At 72.1% G+C, this 15,465-nt stretch carries 16 protein-coding genes; 7 read left to right on the forward strand and 9 right to left on the reverse strand.

Going from position 1 to position 15,465, the window contains the following annotated elements; translation table 11 throughout:
• Positions 1-20: 20 nt before the first annotated feature.
• Positions 21-929 (forward strand): hypothetical protein, encoded by a 909-nt coding sequence (locus ABGB14_RS18960; protein WP_347644996.1) that lies wholly within the window; start codon positions 21-23, stop codon positions 927-929.
• Positions 930-950: 21 nt separating this feature from the next.
• The gene (locus ABGB14_RS18965) at positions 951-1,835 is read left to right on the forward strand and encodes a hypothetical protein (protein WP_347644997.1); all 885 of its coding nucleotides are present in this window, start codon (positions 951-953) and stop codon (positions 1,833-1,835) included.
• On the opposite strand, the gene ABGB14_RS18970 is transcribed toward ABGB14_RS18965, so the two are convergent.
• Positions 1,820-2,956 carry a UDP-N-acetylglucosamine--N-acetylmuramyl-(pentapeptide) pyrophosphoryl-undecaprenol N-acetylglucosamine transferase gene (locus tag ABGB14_RS18970; RefSeq protein ID WP_347644998.1) on the reverse strand — a complete coding sequence of 379 codons (1,137 nt, stop codon included), beginning with the start codon at positions 2,954-2,956 and terminating at the stop codon, positions 1,820-1,822. The two genes, ABGB14_RS18965 and ABGB14_RS18970, sit on opposite strands and share 16 nt — an antisense overlap.
• Positions 2,957-2,960: 4 nt before the next feature.
• Positions 2,961-3,812, reverse strand: a complete 852-nt coding sequence (locus ABGB14_RS18975) for a formylglycine-generating enzyme family protein (RefSeq protein WP_347644999.1) — start codon at positions 3,810-3,812, stop codon at positions 2,961-2,963.
• A 218-nt stretch (positions 3,813-4,030) separates the two neighbouring features.
• Between ABGB14_RS18975 and ABGB14_RS18980 the strand changes: the two genes are divergently transcribed.
• Complete coding sequence (locus tag ABGB14_RS18980) at positions 4,031-4,990, forward strand: Ppx/GppA phosphatase family protein (RefSeq protein ID WP_347645000.1); 960 nt, start codon at positions 4,031-4,033, stop codon at positions 4,988-4,990.
• 58 nt (positions 4,991-5,048) lie between these two features.
• Positions 5,049-5,405, forward strand: a complete 357-nt coding sequence (locus ABGB14_RS18985) for a hypothetical protein (RefSeq protein ID WP_347645001.1) — start codon at positions 5,049-5,051, stop codon at positions 5,403-5,405.
• Here ABGB14_RS18985 and ABGB14_RS18990 read toward each other — a convergent pair.
• Both ABGB14_RS18990 and ABGB14_RS18995 read right to left on the reverse strand, forming a co-directional pair.
• Positions 5,402-5,833 carry an ATP-binding protein gene (locus ABGB14_RS18990; protein WP_347645002.1) on the reverse strand — a complete coding sequence of 144 codons (432 nt, stop codon included), beginning with the start codon at positions 5,831-5,833 and terminating at the stop codon, positions 5,402-5,404. The genes ABGB14_RS18985 and ABGB14_RS18990 overlap by 4 nt on opposite strands.
• 88 nt (positions 5,834-5,921) lie before the next feature.
• Entirely contained in the window at positions 5,922-6,467 is a 546-nt protein-coding gene (locus ABGB14_RS18995) for a helix-turn-helix domain-containing protein (protein ID WP_347645003.1), read from the reverse strand.
• A gap of 99 nt (positions 6,468-6,566) precedes the next feature.
• Between ABGB14_RS18995 and ABGB14_RS19000 the strand changes: the two genes are divergently transcribed.
• Together ABGB14_RS19000 and ABGB14_RS19005 are read left to right on the forward strand one after the other, a co-directional pair.
• The gene (locus ABGB14_RS19000; protein WP_347645004.1) at positions 6,567-8,147 is read left to right on the forward strand and encodes an MDR family MFS transporter; all 1,581 of its coding nucleotides are present in this window, start codon (positions 6,567-6,569) and stop codon (positions 8,145-8,147) included.
• Positions 8,148-8,211: 64 nt separating this feature from the next.
• Entirely contained in the window at positions 8,212-9,192 is a 981-nt protein-coding gene (locus tag ABGB14_RS19005) for a GNAT family N-acetyltransferase (RefSeq protein WP_347645005.1), read from the forward strand.
• On the opposite strand, the gene ABGB14_RS19010 is transcribed toward ABGB14_RS19005, so the two are convergent.
• From ABGB14_RS19010 to ABGB14_RS19030, 5 genes are all read right to left on the reverse strand, one after another.
• The gene (locus ABGB14_RS19010) at positions 9,157-10,434 is read right to left on the reverse strand and encodes an AAA family ATPase (protein WP_347645006.1); all 1,278 of its coding nucleotides are present in this window, start codon (positions 10,432-10,434) and stop codon (positions 9,157-9,159) included. The two genes, ABGB14_RS19005 and ABGB14_RS19010, sit on opposite strands and share 36 nt — an antisense overlap.
• Entirely contained in the window at positions 10,431-11,858 is a 1,428-nt protein-coding gene (locus ABGB14_RS19015; protein ID WP_347645007.1) for a hypothetical protein, read from the reverse strand. The genes ABGB14_RS19010 and ABGB14_RS19015 overlap by 4 nt, the downstream gene beginning before the upstream one ends.
• Before the next feature lie 19 nt (positions 11,859-11,877).
• On the reverse strand, positions 11,878-12,987 hold the full coding sequence (locus ABGB14_RS19020; RefSeq protein WP_347645008.1) for a hypothetical protein: 1,110 nt from the start codon (positions 12,985-12,987) through the stop codon (positions 11,878-11,880).
• Between the two features lie 115 nt (positions 12,988-13,102).
• Positions 13,103-13,870 (reverse strand): hypothetical protein, encoded by a 768-nt coding sequence (locus ABGB14_RS19025; RefSeq protein ID WP_347645009.1) that lies wholly within the window; start codon positions 13,868-13,870, stop codon positions 13,103-13,105.
• Positions 13,871-13,973: 103 nt separating this feature from the next.
• Complete coding sequence (locus ABGB14_RS19030) at positions 13,974-14,654, reverse strand: class I SAM-dependent methyltransferase (RefSeq protein ID WP_347645010.1); 681 nt, start codon at positions 14,652-14,654, stop codon at positions 13,974-13,976.
• 155 nt (positions 14,655-14,809) lie between these two features.
• Between ABGB14_RS19030 and ABGB14_RS19035 the strand changes: the two genes are divergently transcribed.
• Complete coding sequence (locus ABGB14_RS19035) at positions 14,810-15,340, forward strand: DUF6609 family protein (RefSeq protein WP_347645011.1); 531 nt, start codon at positions 14,810-14,812, stop codon at positions 15,338-15,340.
• Positions 15,341-15,465 lie beyond the last annotated feature (125 nt).

Raw genomic sequence — 15,465 nt, forward strand, 5'->3', positions numbered from 1 at the left:
CGGGACATAGGATCAGTAACGTGGCCGGACGTCATGCGAAGGTGATCATCGATCCGGCGGTGCCTGACGACGTCGCGGCCCTCTTACGCGACAACCGCAAGCTGCTCGTCCGCATCCACGCGGGCTGGGCGCCCGCGCACAGGGGTCACCGGCCCATGGCGGGCACCGTGGCCAGGCTGGCGGCCACCGTGACGGCCGTTGCGGCCGCGGTGTACGGGCTGACGTTGTTCGTCGCCGAGCAGTACACGGCCTTCGTGGTGATCATGACGGGGGCGGCGCTGCTGATCGTCAGCGTCCTGCTCAGGCCCAGGCCCGACGCCGAGGTGGAGCGCCGGCACGCCTTGGAGCGCGTCGTCTACGACCACGCCGGCGGGTACGACGGCCGCTTCGTGCTCCGCGAGCACCTCGACGACGCCGCGCGACCGCTCCTGGGCCGCGCCCAGGCGGCGATCGACCAGGTCATGAGCTCCGGCGTCAATGCCGAAGGGCTGCTCGACGACGTGCGCAACGGCGTGATGCTGCCGGCGCAGGAGTGGGAGATCGCCCGGCTGCTGGCCAAGCTGTCGGCGCTGCGCGCCGAGCACCAGGAGGTCGTCGCGGAGGGCGTCACCCCCGAGGTGGCCGCCGTTGCGGGGCCGCTCGCCGAGGCTCTCGACAGCAGCCAGCGGGCGGTGCTGGCCCGCGTCGAGGCCCTGGAGCGGTACGCCGGCCACGTGGCCGACGCCGAGCGCGCCTACCGCGCCAGGTATCAGATCGAGCGGCTCAGCGCCCGGCTGCCCCGCTACGAGGAGTTGCTCGCCGAGTCGGGCGCCGACGGGTCGGCCGTGCCGGAGCTGAGCCGATTGTCGGACGACGCCGACCGCCTTGAGCAGGCGTTACGCAACAGCGTGAGCTCCGCGCACGAGGCATTTCGCCACCTCAAGGGTTGATTTCCCTTAGGATCCGGTTTTGTGGCGGATGTGGTGGTAGACCCCGGGGTGCCGCCCGATGACGCTCAGCTGCTCAGGCAGAGCCGGCTGGTGCTGATGAAACTGCGCCAGGGCTGGGTGCCCGACAAGCGGCGGGCCGCGTCGAGCGCGCGCTATCGCATGGCCGCCGGCTTCGGCACGGTGGCGTTCTTCGGACTGATCATGGGTGTCGGCGGCCTCGGCAGGGGACTCGGCATCCTCATGCTCCTGCTGATGCTCATCCCCGTCATGGTCGTCCTGTTCGTCAGGAACGATCTGGGCGAAGAGGACGAGGACGAGTACGAGCGGCAGACGTACGAGCAGCTGCGCTGGTACGAAGGCCGCTACGTGCTGACCGACGACCTCGACGAGTCGTCCAGGCGGCTGCTCGCCCGCGCCCAGCGGGCCATCGCCACCGTGACCGGCTCCCGGGTCAACGCCGAGGGCATGCTCGACGACGTGCGCAACGCCGTGATGTTGCCGGCGCAGGAGTGGGAGATCGCCCGGCTGCTGGCCAAGCTGTCAGCGCTGCGCACCAAGCACAGGGAGACCGTCTCGCAGGGGCTCACGCCGGAGGTGGAGGCCGTGGCCAGGCCGCTGGCCGGGGCGCTCGACAGCAGCGAGGCGGCGGTGCTGGCCCGCGTGGAGGCTCTGGAACGGTACGCCGCCAACGTCACCGAGGCCGAGCGCGCGTTCGTGGCCCACGAGCAGATCGAGGAACTGCGCGGCCGGATGCACCAGTATGAGGAGCTCGTGGCCGAGACCGGGGCCGACGGGTTCGCCGTTCCCGAGCTCGACCGGCTGGCACGCGACGCCGACCGGCTGGAGCAGGCGCTGCGGCGGAGCGTGAGCTCCGCCCACGAGGCCTTCCGCTACCTCGAACCCTGACCCGCGGCCTCCAGCAGCACGTCGCACAGGGTGTCGGCCGCGTCCAGGCGGCCGAGCGCGGCCGCCGCCTGCCCCATCGCGTGCCGCAGCTCGGGGTCGGCCAGCAGCGGCATCAGCTCGGCCAGCAACTGGTCGGCCGCCGGACGCGGCTCCAGCAGTGCCCTGGCCGCGCCGGCCGAGGCCAGGTAGCCGGCGTTCTTGCGCTGCTCGTCACCGCCGGTCGGGATCAGCGGGATCAGCACGGACGGCTTGCCGATGGCCGTCAGCTCCGAGACCGTGCCCGCGCCGCTGCGCGAGATCACCACGTCGGCGGCGGCGAACAGGTCGGCCAGCTCCGCTCCCACGTAGGGCACCGGGTGGTAGCGCTCGGCCAGCTCGCCGGGCAGCGCGACGGCCCGCATCTGGTCGATCCAGGCGGGCCCGCACTGGTGCACGATCTGCGCGTGCGGCAGCAGCCGGGGCAGCACCTCGGCGATGAGGGTGTTGATCTGCTTGCTGCCCTGCGCCCCGCCCGTCACGTAGATCAGCGGCACCTCGAACGTCAGCCCGAACAGGTCGTAGGCCGCCGCCCTCTTGCCCTGCAGCAGCTCCGGCCGGATCGGATTGCCCGTCACCACGGCCTTCTTCCTGGCCGCCGGGGGCAGATATTCCAGCGACGACTCGTGCGACAGCGCGATCCTGGTCGCCAGCCTGGACAGGATCCTGTTCGCCAGCCCGACCACGGTCGTCTGCTCGTGCATCACCAGCGGGCGGCGGATCAGCTTGGCCGCCACGCCGATGGGGACCGCGACGTAACCCCCGGTCGACAGCACCACGTCGGGCAGGTAGCGGGCCGCGTGCCCCACCGCCTGCAACACCCCGACCGGGATGCGGAACACGTCGGCGACGTTGGTGCCCAGCTCCTTGAGGTTGGGGCGGCGGCGCAGCTTGCCCGTCGTGATCGCCTTGAACGGGATGCCGTGCTCGGCGGTGATCCTGGCCTCGAGACCGTTGGCCGTGCCCACCCAGAGCACGTCGTGCGGCACCTGACGTCGCTGAACGGCCGACAGGGTCGTCAGGGCCGGATAGGTGTGACCACCGGTGCCGCCGCCGGTGATCAACAGTCGCAGGGTTCGTGACATGCGATCAGATTAGAGCCGCACAGCGGAAACCCGTGTGCCCGGAGGCGGAGTCAGGAGTGTTGGAGGTGCGGGCGGCGACACGATAGCGGTTGCAGTAGGAGTCGTGGCACATGTACGACCCGCCGCGGATCACCTTGGCGCCGCCCTCGGCCGGCCCCGTGGGGTTGTCGGCGAAGGCCTCCCACGTCGTGCCCCACCAGTCGGCCGTCCACTCCCACACGTTGCCCGAGACGTTGTAGAGGCCGTAGCCGTTGGGCTGGAACGACTTGACGGGCACCGTCCCCTTGCTCGGCGCGGTCGGGAACCGGCCCTGCCAGATGTTGCACCGCTGCCGGCCCTTGGGCGCCAGCTCGTCGCCCCACGGGTACTTCTTGCGCTCCAGCCCGCCGCGGGCCGCCATCTCCCACTCCGCCTCGGTGGGCAGCCGCTTGCCCGCCCACGTGGCGTAGGCGCCGGCGTCGTTCCACGACACGTGCACCACGGGATGGTTCTGCCGGTCGCCGATCGAGGAGCCGGGACCCTCGGGCGAGCGCCACGTGGCTCCCTCCACCCCGGCCCACCAGGGCGCGCCCGGCACGGAGGCGTCCATCACCCCACCCGTGGCGAACTGGTGGAACACGAACGACCAGCCGATCCGCTCGGCCTCCGTGACGTAGCCGGTCTCCTTGACGAACGTGGCGAACTGCGCGTTCGTCACGCATGCCGGATCGATCAGGAACGGGTCGAGCCGCACCTCGCGGACCGGCCCCTCACCGTCGTCGGGCCGTCCGTCGGGGTCGTCCCCGCCCATCAGGAACGTCCCGCCGGGGATGCGCACCATGCCGCGCGGCGCCGTCCGCCGCACAGCGATCTTCACGGCCTCCTGGACGGGCCCGGAGGTGGCGTTTCTGCTCGGGCCGCAGCAAGCGTTCACAGATCCCCCCAACGTGTCGTGACACCAAGGAAGGGTAATGCCTGCGGCAGGCCCGTCACGACGCGGACGCCCCACGCCACGGCGCCGGCCGCCCTCCCCGCGCGCCCGGGGGCGCCGGGCTCCCTGTCGTCGTCGAAGCCGCAGGACTGTAGCGTTTCACCATGCGACTCGGCGTGCTGGACATCGGCTCGAACACCGTGCACTTACTGGTCGTCGACGCCCACCGCGGCGCCCGGCCCATGCCCGCCTACTCCCACAAGGTCGAGCTGCGCCTGTCGGAGCATCTCGGCGACGACAACCGGCTGGCCGGCAAGGGCATCGAGCGGCTCGGTGCCTTCGTGGAGGAGGCCGTCGCCCTCGCCGAGGACAAGGGGGTGGAGGACCTCGTGGCCTTCGCCACCTCCGCCGTGCGCGAGGCCTCCAACGGCGAGCAGGTGCTCGCCGAGATCGACCAGCGCTGCGGGGTGGACATCACCGTGCTGTCCGGTCGCGACGAGGCCAGGCTGACCTTCCTGGCCGTACGGCGGTGGTTCGGATGGTCGTCGGGGCGGCTGCTGGCCTTCGACATAGGGGGCGGTTCGCTGGAGATCGCCGCCGGGGTCGACGAGGAGCCCGACGTGGCCGTGTCGCTGCCGCTGGGCGCCGGGCGGCTGACGCGCGACTGGCTCACCGGCGACCCGCCCTCCGCCGACGAGGTGCGCAAGCTGCGCAAGCACGTACGCGCCGAGATCGCCCGCACCGTCGGCGACATCGTCAGATACGGCGGGGCCGACCGCGCGGTGGCCACGTCCAAGACCTTCAAGCAGCTGGCCAGGATCGCCGGCGCGGCGCCCTCCAGCGAGGGCCCCTACGTCGCGCGCACGCTGTCGCGTGCGGACATGGCCGACTGGGCGGCCAAGCTGACCACCATGGAGGCCGCCGAGCGGGCCCAGCTGTCCGGCGTGTCCGAGGGCCGGGCGGCGCAGCTGGCGGCGGGCGCGCTGGTCGCCGACGCGATCATGGACCTGTTCGAGGTGGAGCGGCTCGACGTGTGCCCGTGGGCGCTGCGCGAGGGCGTCATCCTGCGCCGCCTCGACCTCCTGCCCGGCCGCCTCGACCAGGCGAACGGTGTGGCCGAGTAAGCCCGTTATATCCCCAAGATCAGGCATAGACCGCTGGGCGGCGGGCATCTTCTGCCGAATGGTGGAAGTGCTCGGCGCGATCGGTGCCCTGGCGGTCGTCGTCCTCCTCGTCGTCATGGCCGTGCTGCTCATCGCGGTGGCCGCCATGGTCACCTTCGTGACGATGGCCGCCGTGATGATCAACTGGCGTGCGGCGTGGAGGCGGCTGAGCCGCCGGGAGCGCCGGCTGGAGCTCAAGCTGAGCGGCGGCACCGTGCCGGCGCGGCGGCGGGCCGAGCTGAGCGGTAACACGCCCCGCGTACGCCGGCGGCTGCGCCTCGGCGGCCGTCCCGCGGAGCGCGGGTCCGCCGGCGGCCACCCGCACCGCGTACGGCTGCGCGACCACAGGCCGGCGGAGCGGTCCAGCAAGCTCTAGGTGGTCATGAGGTGCGTGCCGGCCGCGCCGGGCGCGTACCGCAGGCGCTTCTCCAGGCACACCATGGCCCCGTCCTCGTGCTTGTTGGCGAAGCGGATGTCGTCGGCGAGGGCCCGCATGATCTGCAGCCCGCGTCCGTGCTCGGAGCCCGGGCCGTGGTCGACGATCTCGCGCGGGTCGAAACCGCCGCCGTGGTCCACCACCTGGATGACACACCGCTCGTCGTCGACGATGGCGCAGACGCGGTAGTCGTCGCTGGGCGCCGCGTGTTTGATCACGTTGGAGCACGCCTCGGTGAGCATGAGCTCGATGTCGTCGCGGACCTGCGGATCGACGCCGAGCGAGCGCAGCGTGCCGTCCAGCATCTCTCTGATCAGCGGGACGCTCGCCGCATCGCGGGGCAACCGAAGCGCTATCGTGGTCTCCACCGCGCCTCCTCCCTTGTCGATGCGTGTCATCCCACTTCCCCTGATCTCGCGCCCCAATCGTCCCTTCAGGCGTTACAAGTCCGGATGATCAGGGCTCGATGAGCCGCATGGCCACCTCGATCGTGGCCTTGTGGATCTCCTCCTCCGACAGCTCGCCCTCCAGGGCCAGCCACTTGCCCGCGTGCAGCCCGAACAGCGCCAGCGAGCGGCTGATGCGCTCGACGGGCGTCGCCTCGGGCCCGCTCATCTCGTGCGTCACCTCCTTCATCCGCTCGCGGATCTTGATGAGCGTCGGGTGGTCGCGCAGCGCCGTCTGGTTACGCTCGAGGAACCTCGCCACGCCGAGGTGCCGGGTGCGCCGCAGGTAGGCGGCGTAACGCTCGACCAGCTCCCGGCGCATCTCCGGAGTCTTGGGCCGGCTGCGCGCCCACGCGAGCAGCTCCTCGATGTCGGTCAGCCGGAGATCGACCAGGCTCGCGACGATGTCGTCCTTGGTCTTGAAGTGGTAGTAGAGCGCGGCCTTCGTCACCCCGAGCTCCTCGGCGATCTCCCGCAGGGAGGTCGCCTCGTAGCCCTGCTCGGTGAAGAGCCTGAGCGCGATCTCCTGGATCCGGGTTCGCGTGTCTTCCCGCACTTCGCACCTATTTCGACTTGACGGCCGACAAGTAAGTATCTACCTTATTCTACGCTTGCCGGTCGGCAGGTAAGGAGCGTGCGCGCTGGGGGGTAAGTGGTGGCTGAGGCAATCGGACGGCGCCGCGAGGTCATGGTCGTCCTGCCAGGGCTGATGCTCGCGATGATGCTGGCGATGCTCGACAACATGATCGTGGGCACGGCCATGCCGCGCATCGTGGGAGAGCTCGGCGGCCTGGCACACCTGTCCTGGGTGGTCACGGCGTACGTGCTGGGCACGACCGTGTCGACGCCGATCTGGGGCAAGATCGGCGACCTGTACGGGCGCAAGGCCATCTTCATCATCTCGATCGTCATCTTCATGATCGGTTCGGCGCTCTGCGGAATGGCCGGCTCCGACCTGCTCGGCGGGCCGGACGACGGCATGACCGAGCTGATCGCGTTCCGCGCGGTGCAGGGGCTGGGCGCGGGCGGCCTGATCGTGAACGTCATGGCGATCATCGGCGACCTCGTGCCGCCCCGCGAACGCGGCCAGTACCAGGGCATCATGGCCGGCGTCATGTCGCTGGCCATGATCGCGGGCCCGCTGGTCGGCGGCTTCATCACCGACAACCTCGACTGGCGCTGGGCCTTCTACGTCAACCTGCCGATCGGCGCGATCGCGCTGGTCCTGCTGGTGCTCAGGCTGCACCTGCCCAAGGTGGAGAAGACGCGGGTGCGCATCGACTGGGCGGGCGCGATCCTGCTGTCGGTCAGCATCACCGCGATGGTGCTCATCACCACCTGGGGAGGCAACGAGTACGCGTGGGGCTCCTGGCAGATCCTCGCCCTGGCCGCGCTCGCCGTGGTCACGCTGGCCGTGTTCGTCCTGGTGGAACGGCGGGCGGCCGAGCCGATCATGCCGCTGCAGCTCTTCAGGATCCGCAACTTCACCCTGATCTCGGCCATCGGCTTCCTGCTCGGCTTCGCCATGTTCGGCGCGATCAACTTCCTGCCGCTCTTCCAGCAGATGGTGCAGGGCGCCACCGCCACCAACTCCGGCCTGCTGCTGCTGCCGATGATGGGCGCCTCCATGGTGGTGTCGCTGTTCGTGGGCAAGGCCATCACCGCCACGGGCAAGTACAAGATCTACCCGGTGATCGGCGGCGCCGGCATGGCCGCCGGCATGTGGCTGCTGTCCACCATGGACGTCACCACGCCGGCCTGGCTGACCGGCGTCTACATCGCGGTGCTCGGCCTCGGCATGGGCTTCCTGATGCAGACCACGATGCTCATCGCCCAGAACAGCGTCGAGCAGAAGGATCTCGGCGTCTCCAGCAGCGCGACCACCTTCTTCCGGTCGATCGGCGGCTCCTTCGGCGTCTCGATGTTCGGCGCGATCTTCAACGGCGCGCTGCTGTCCGAGCTGACCGGCAGGTTCGGCGCGCAGGCGGCCGAGCGCATGGCGAGGACCGGCGCCAGGATGGACCCGGGCGCGGTCGCCGCCATGCCCGCCCAGGTCCGCACCGGGCTGCTGGAGTCGCTGGCGGCGTCGATCTCCGGTGTCTTCTGGTGGGCCATCGCGTTCGCGGTGGCCGTGCCGGTGCTGGCGGCGTTCATCCAGGAGATCCCGCTGCGCGGCGCCGCCCCTGCGCAGGCCGCCGCCTCCGACGAGCAGGCCGTCACGCCCGCGGCGGGCTGAAGCCGCCGTGCGCCGCCAGGAAAAGGGAAGGCGCGCGGGCGGTGCGGACATGGACAATTCCCCTATGCATCGCATCAGGCGTCCCCGGGCCGACGACGCGGCGGCCATTCACGAGGTCATCAGTGCCCGCGACCTCGCCGTGCTCGGCGCACCCGACATGACCCTCGACGACGTGACCGACGAACTCGCGGACCCCGGCTTCGACCGCGGCAGGGACGGCTGGCTGGCGTTCGACGACGGCGGCCGGCTCGACGGCTGGGCCTGGGCGTACCGCCCCGGCGACGGCGACCTGGTGGACGTCGACGTGATCGTCCGGCCAGGCGCCGAGCCGCTGGCCGGACGGTTGTGGCCGCTCGTCCGCGACCGCGCGCGCGAGATGGCGGCCGAGCGCGGCCACGACGGCGTCACCCTGCACGTCGGCGTCTACCGCGCCGACCGCGGCAAGCAGGCCACGGTCGAGGCCCTCGGCTTCGAGCCGGGCACATGCTTCCACCGCATGCGCATCGACCACGACGGCCCGGGAGAAGCGCCCGTCGAGGTGCCCGCCGGGATCACCCTGCACACGGGGGAGAGCGAGCAGGTGCGGCGGGTGGCCCACGCGGTGCAGCAGGAGGCGTTCGCCGAGCACTTCGGGTTCGTCCCGGTCGGCTACGACCTGTGGCACGAACGCAGGCAGGCGCGGAGCGTCAACGACTGGAGCCTGCTCACGCTCGCCCGCGTCGACGGGCGTCCGGCCGGGATGGTGATGGGCAACGACCAGTTCGTGGCCGACGAGAACTGCGGCTACGTGGCCACGCTGGCGGTGCTGCCCGCCTACCGGGGGAAGGGCCTCGGCCGCCTCCTGCTGCGCCACGCGTTCGCCGCCGACGCCGCCCGCGGGCGCGTGGGCACGATCCTGCACGTCGACAGCAACAACACCACGCCCGCGCTGGGGCTGTACGAATCCGCGGGCATGCGCCAGGTCATGGTCATCGACGTCTGGCGCCGCCGCCTCCGGACCGCGGGCGGGTCAGACGCGGTGGCGGGAGAGGTGCTCCAGCACTGACTGGTTCGCCTCCCACCCGTCGGGGAACTTCACCGGCACCCCCAGCTGCACCGGCTCCGCGGACGGGTGCGCGTCCAGGAGTTCGGCGATGCCCGCCCTGGCCACCACCACGCACGCGTGCCGGTGCCGCGACGCCAGCACGCACAGCCGGCCCGACTCCAGGTGGAAGGCCGTCGCGTCCCTGCGCCCCGACAGCGGGTGCAGCACGATCGTCACGTCGTACTCGCGGCCCTGCAGCCGGTTGGCGGTGTCCACGGTGATCTGCGGCGGCACGCCGGCGGCGCGGATGGCGGCCACCTGGTCGCGGTGCGCCGCGCCGACCGCGACGCGGTCCGCCGTCACCGGCCGCTCGCCCTGCTCGGAGCTCGCCACCGCACCCCGCTGCAGCAGCCGCCCGGCCAGCGACGCCACCGCCTGCACGGCCTCCGCGTCGGTGCGCACGGTGTGCCGGTTGGGCAGCTCCAGCAGCGCCCACCCCGACCTGGCCGCCTCCTCCAGCGCCCGGTCGTGCGGCGTGCCCATGCCTCCGGTGGCCAGTTCCAGCCGCCGGTCCCCGTCGGACGTGCCCGACCGGAACCCGGTGAACGGGTAGAACGCCCGCGACACCACCGGCGCGGCCGACGCGGGCAGCCGCCACGACACCGGCAGCCGGTGCACGGGCAGGTCGGGGTTGTGCCGCAGCAGCACCGACACCGCGCTCTGCAGCGGATCCCACGACAACCCCGACCAGCGGTCACCGTCGACGATCGAGAACGGGTCGAGCTGCCCGGGGTCGCCCACGAACAACGCCCGCTCGAACAGCCCCGCGATCCGCAGCAGCTTGTCCGAGCGCATCTGGTACGCCTCGTCCACGATCGCCCACGGCCACACCCGGCCGCCGATCCACGCCCACTTGTCCGCCGTGGCGATGACGATGTCGGGGTCGCCCAGATCCTGGATCCTCGTGCCGACCCGCACGCCGGGCAGCTCCAGCATCCGCGGCGGCGGCACGTATCCGCTCGCCGACAGCCGCCCCACGGTCAGGCGCGGATGTTTGTCGGAGATCCGCGTCACCAGGTCGTCGACCTGCTCGTTCGTCTGGGCGACGATCATCAGGGGCTCGCCGGTGGCGGCGATGTGCGCGGCGGCGCGTACGACCAGCGTGGACTTGCCCGCACCAGGCGGGGAGTCGACCACCACGCCCCGGTGGCGGGGCAGGTCGGCGAGGACGTTCCTGATGACCTGCTCGGGGCCGGCGGTCACGACCACTCCTCCTGGGCGTCCTCGTCGTCGGGCACGTACTCCTGCGGTGGCCCGCCGTGCGTCCACGGGGTCGCCTCGGCGTCCGGCAGCGCGGGCGAGCCCTGGAAGTCGTCCGTCAGCGAGGTGTAGCAGACCCGCTCGCCGATCTCGGGCACGGCGCCCGGCGCCGCCGTCCTGCCGCGGCCCATGCCCTTGGTGATCTTCAGGGTGACCAGGCCCTCACCGGCCGACACCAGCTCCGCGCCCTGAGCGCGCCGCTGCGGGGTGCCGAGGGACGTGCCGGGCGCGAGGCGTACGGGATCGTCGGTCTTGACCACCACGAGCGGCCGGAGCTTGCGCGAGCGGCCCTCGCCCTCGGTGTTGTCCGGGTCGGTGTCGAGGACCTCGCCCGCGAACGCCTCCCCGGACAGCCGGTATTCGGCCATCACGAGCGGGTCGTCGTAGGCGCGCTGCGCGTCGTAGGCGGCCTGGGCGCGTTCCATGCGGGCGAGCTTGGCGGCGGCGGCGACCGCGCCGTCGCGCCGGGGCTGCGGCGGCGCGCCCTCGGCGATGTGCGCGGCCATGCCGCTGAACGAGCCGCGGTCCTGCTCCCACCGCGACGCCACGCCGGCGCCCGCCTCCAGCCCGGCGAGCAGGTCGATCGCCTGCCACATGAGCCGCCACCCGGGCTCCAGCTGGGTGCGCAGCGCCTCCGTGACGCGTTCGGCCGAGCCGCTGTCCATCGCCGGCGCGAGCACCTCCGCGTCGAACCCCGGGTCGGTCGCCGGCCCGGCGGGCGGCCAGATCAGCGGGTCCTCGGCGTCGTCGCTCGGCCCGGTGGTGATCCAGGCCAGCAGCGCGGCCAGGTTGGCGTCCTCCAGGCCGCTCTGCCCGCTGGCCCAGTGCCGCCCCAGCTCCTCCGTCATGGCCGGCATCAGCGACGAGCCGGGGTACGCCGCCCGCTCCGCGAAATAGGTCAGCCAGCGCCCCAGCAGCGGCACCGACTCCGGCACCGGGTAGGGCCCGTCGGCCCGGCGGAAGCGCATCGAGCGGCCCAGCAGCCGGACGAAGGCCACGCCCGCCGGGTTGGGGACGAGGATCTGCGGCGCGTCGATCGCCCGCTCGTACGGGTCGGCGTTCCTGCGCTCCACCGTCTCGGTGTCGTGCAGGAACCCCTCGACGTACGGCAGCAGCACCCCCGCCAGCTCGGCCGCCCACGCGAAGCGCAGGTCGCGGTTGCGCGGCTGGGTCACGACCAGCAGGCGCGGCCGGTCGCGGTCGGTGCCGAGCATGGCCGCGAGCGGCGCGGCGGCCTCGCCCGACAGCTTGAGCGGGATGAACACCATCGGCCGGTCCGCCAGGTGGCAGTGCCTGACGGTCGCGATGGGCTGCGCGATGCCCTCGTCCAGGGCCCGCAGCCGGGCGAGCGAGGTCAGCAGGCTCACGTGGGTCTCCCTCGCGGGCTCACGTCAGGCACTCCTTGCGCAGGCGTTCGGCGTTGCGGAGCAGCCGCGCGATCTCCTCCTGGCCCGCGGCGGGGTCGCGGGCGCCGTCGGCCAGGCCGAGCGCCTCCGCCACCGAGGCCACCCCGCCCAGCTCGTCGCGCACCTGCCGGCCGAGCAGGTCGGAGGCGCCCTCCTGCCGGGCCTCGTCGCGGCAGAAGAAGCACATGTCGCACGTGGACAGGCAGTCGGGGGCGTAGCGGGCGGTCGTCCTGCGCAGCGCGTCGGCCAGCTCGGCGACCGGCCTGGTGGGCCGGCCGTCGTCGTCCGGCCGCAGGTCGAACGTCAGATCGCCGGGCAGCCCTTCGAGCAGCCGGTCGAGGGCGGTCATCCTGGTGAGCTGGCGGCGCAGCACGGCCAGCTGCCTGCGCACGTCGACCAGCGAGGCGACGGGGCGGTTGGCGAAGTTCTCCGGGCAGACCAGCACCACGTCGTGCGAGACCTTCAGCGGGTCGTGGCCCAGCTCCTCCAGCAGCGTGCGCAGCGCCAGCACGTAGACGGCGGCCTGGCGGGCGGCCGCCGCCACCGCCGAGGGGTCGGCCTGCCCGTCGATCACCGCGAACGACTTGATCTCCACGATGTGGAAGCGGCCGCCGAGCTGGAACGCCACCACGTCCGGTTCCAGGTAGGCGGTGTGACCGGCGATCTCCAGGCTGAGCAGCGGGTGGTCGTACAGCGTGCCCGCGTCGTGCTCGTCGCGGGCGGCCCGGTCGATCAGCGTCCTGGTGTGGGCGTGGCGCAGGTGGGCGCCGACGTTCTCCACGTCGTGGTAGGCGACCTCGGCGACGGGCAGGCCGAGCAGCTCGCGCAGCATCCGCAGCAGCTCCGCGCATCCGTCGGCCTTGACCAGCGCCTCGAACACGTTGCCGCGCGTGATCGCGAACGGCGACTGGCCGAACGGCGCGGGGAATCCGAGGTGCCGGGCGGCGGCGTCCTTGTCGACGCCGGCGCCGTCCATGAGGGCGCGGCGGGCACAGCCGGGGTTGGCGGCCAGGGCGGCGATCGCTCGGGCGTCGTGCGGCCGCGGCGGCGTGACGCCCCGCAGCGCGTCGAGCCGGGGTCGTGGGGTCACGGCCGCGCTCCGTCCCGCGCGCTCGGCCGCCCGGTGCCGCCGCCTTCCTCCGCTGTTGTCGCCGCGCTGCCTGGCGGGTTCACGGGCCCGCTCCGCACGGCGCGCTTCAAGCCGCTCACTTCGCGTTCTCCTTCTTGATCGTGCCCAGCGTAGCGGCGCCGAACAGGCGGCCCGCGTCATCGAGCTGTGTCACGGCGCGTTGCGCCAGCTCGGCGCGGTCCCGCGTGTCGCGCTCGGCGTGCACGCGCAGCTCGGCCCTGGCCGCGTCGATCACCTTGCCGCGGTGCGGCGGGCCCAGCGTTCCGCCGGCCGCGCCGGGGATGTTCCTGGCCATCCTGACGAGTAACCTGTCCGCCCGCTCGTCGCCGGCCTCCTGCTCGGCCACCGCGATGGCGCAGGTCAGGAAGTCGACACGAGGGCTGAGCGGGCCGACCACGCGCCGTTCCAGCGGCCAGGCGCTGAGCGTCAGGAGGCCGCGGGCGGGGGAGAGGCGGTCGGTGAGCGCGGCGCACAGATAGTACGGCCGCCCGAACGGCGACGACCTGAACGAGCGCTCCTCGTCCCTGCGCAGGCTGGTGAGCCGGCTGCTGCTGATCGTGCCGCCGAAGAACGCGGCGCTGACGGCCACGATCAGTCTCGGCTGGGCGGCCGCCCCCAGCAGCCGCAGCCCCTGGTGCACCTGCTCGCGCACGGTGACCAGGCGCGGCGGCTCCTCCTTGGCGGGCCGCTCGCCGCTCACCAGGGCGTCCCAGGCGTGCTCGGCGCTGCGCAGCTCGGCCCGCAGGACGCGGGCCTTGGCGCCGTCCCTGGCCCGCATCGCCTTGCGGACGCCCGCTCGCAGCTCGTCGATGCGCCGCTCGAGGTCGTCCAGCCGGTCACTCATGGCGCGACTGTATCAACCATGCCAGTATTTTCCAGTAATTTCATGATTTCGAGGGCAGTCTAATGATCTACATCGTAAAGGCGCCTGCCGCGAACGAATCCGATCAGGAGGCCGGGGACGCCACGACCCAGGTGCGGTCGTCGGTGAGGAAACGATCGAGCCGCAGGCCCTCGGCGGCCAGGTCGGCCGACAGCTCCTCGTCGGTGAGCCGCCTGGACGAGAACGACTGCGTCCACACCTTGTCCTCGCCGTGGGTGTAGCGCATGGTCGCCTGGAAGATCCCGGGGGAGACCTCCTCGACGGCCGCCAGGGTGATCGTGACGTCGCCGTCCCGGCGGCTCTGGCCGGCGTGCCACCGGTCGTGCACGTGGGCCGGCTTCCACTGGATGAGCACCGCGCCCCCGGGCTTGACGTGCCGCGCGCAGGTGGCCAGGAAAGCGCGCCTCACCGCGGGGTCCACGGTGTTCACCAGCTGGGAGGCCAGCATGACCGTGTCGAAGCGCCGGTCGAGCCGGAGGTCCTCCACCCGGCCCAGCACCGTGTGCGTGCCGCGCACGCGGGCCAGCATCTCGGCTGACTCGTCGACGGCCACCACCTCGAAGCCGCGCTCGATGAGCGGGTGCGTGACGCGGCCGACACCCGCCCCCAGCTCCAGGACGCTGCCGCCGGGCGGGGTGACCTGGGCGACGATCTCCGGCTCGACGCCCGGCTCGAGCAGGCTGTAGAAGTCGACAGGGGATCCGTCCGGGGTGATGGGGCCGGGGCCCGTGCCAGAGTTGCGCATGCCTCGAAACTATCCCTCCGGGAAGACGGGCGCGTGATCGGAAGTCGTCCCGTCCCTCTGCGGATCCCCTGCGCTCGCCCGCCTTCGCCGGGTGGTGATCCGCGGCGTGCCGTCGATCCGCTAGGGTGGCTTCCCCCTTTGCGAAAGTAGTCGGAATGTCGCACGTTCATATGGTCTTGTCCGCCGCGGGGGATCACCCCTATCCGCTGATCCGAGGGGGCGGGCTGTTCCTGATCGGCGTGGGCACCGGCTTCCTCCTGAGCTGGATCTTCCGTACGTACTGGCTGCAGTTTCTGATCGGCGGCTTCGCCGCCGGGTTCGTCGGCAGCGGCCTGAGCGCGCTGCTGCCCAGCCTCGGCTCGCCGTCGTTCGCCCACATCGCGGGGCTCGTCGGGTCGTTCGTGCTCGAAGCCGGGCTGATCTACCTCGTGCTCTCCAGGACCAAGGGCGCCGACGACCGCACGGTCCTGTTGTGGATCCTGTTCGTGGTGGGCGTGCACTTCCTCCCGATGGGCATGGCCCACGGCCCGCTGATCACCCTCCTCGGCGTGCTCACCATGGCCAACGCGGCCGCCGGACTCCGGATCAAGGCCCCGCTGCCGGTGTTCGGCGTGACCGACGCGCTGCTCAAGCTCGGCTTCGGCGCGGTGATGCTCCTCGGGTACCCGGCGCTGACCTTCACCTGAGCCCGTACGGAGCTCGACGCGCCCGGCCGCCCGCGTACATCCGCGAATCCCCGCACGCCGCTGAGCTGGCCCGATAAGGTTTCCGGCGGACACAGGGCGGCGGACGGCGGGAGGGCGGGGCGGCA

It is taken from the genome of Nonomuraea sp. B10E15 (assembly GCF_039871615.1).
GTDB lineage: Bacteria > Actinomycetota > Actinomycetes > Streptosporangiales > Streptosporangiaceae > Nonomuraea.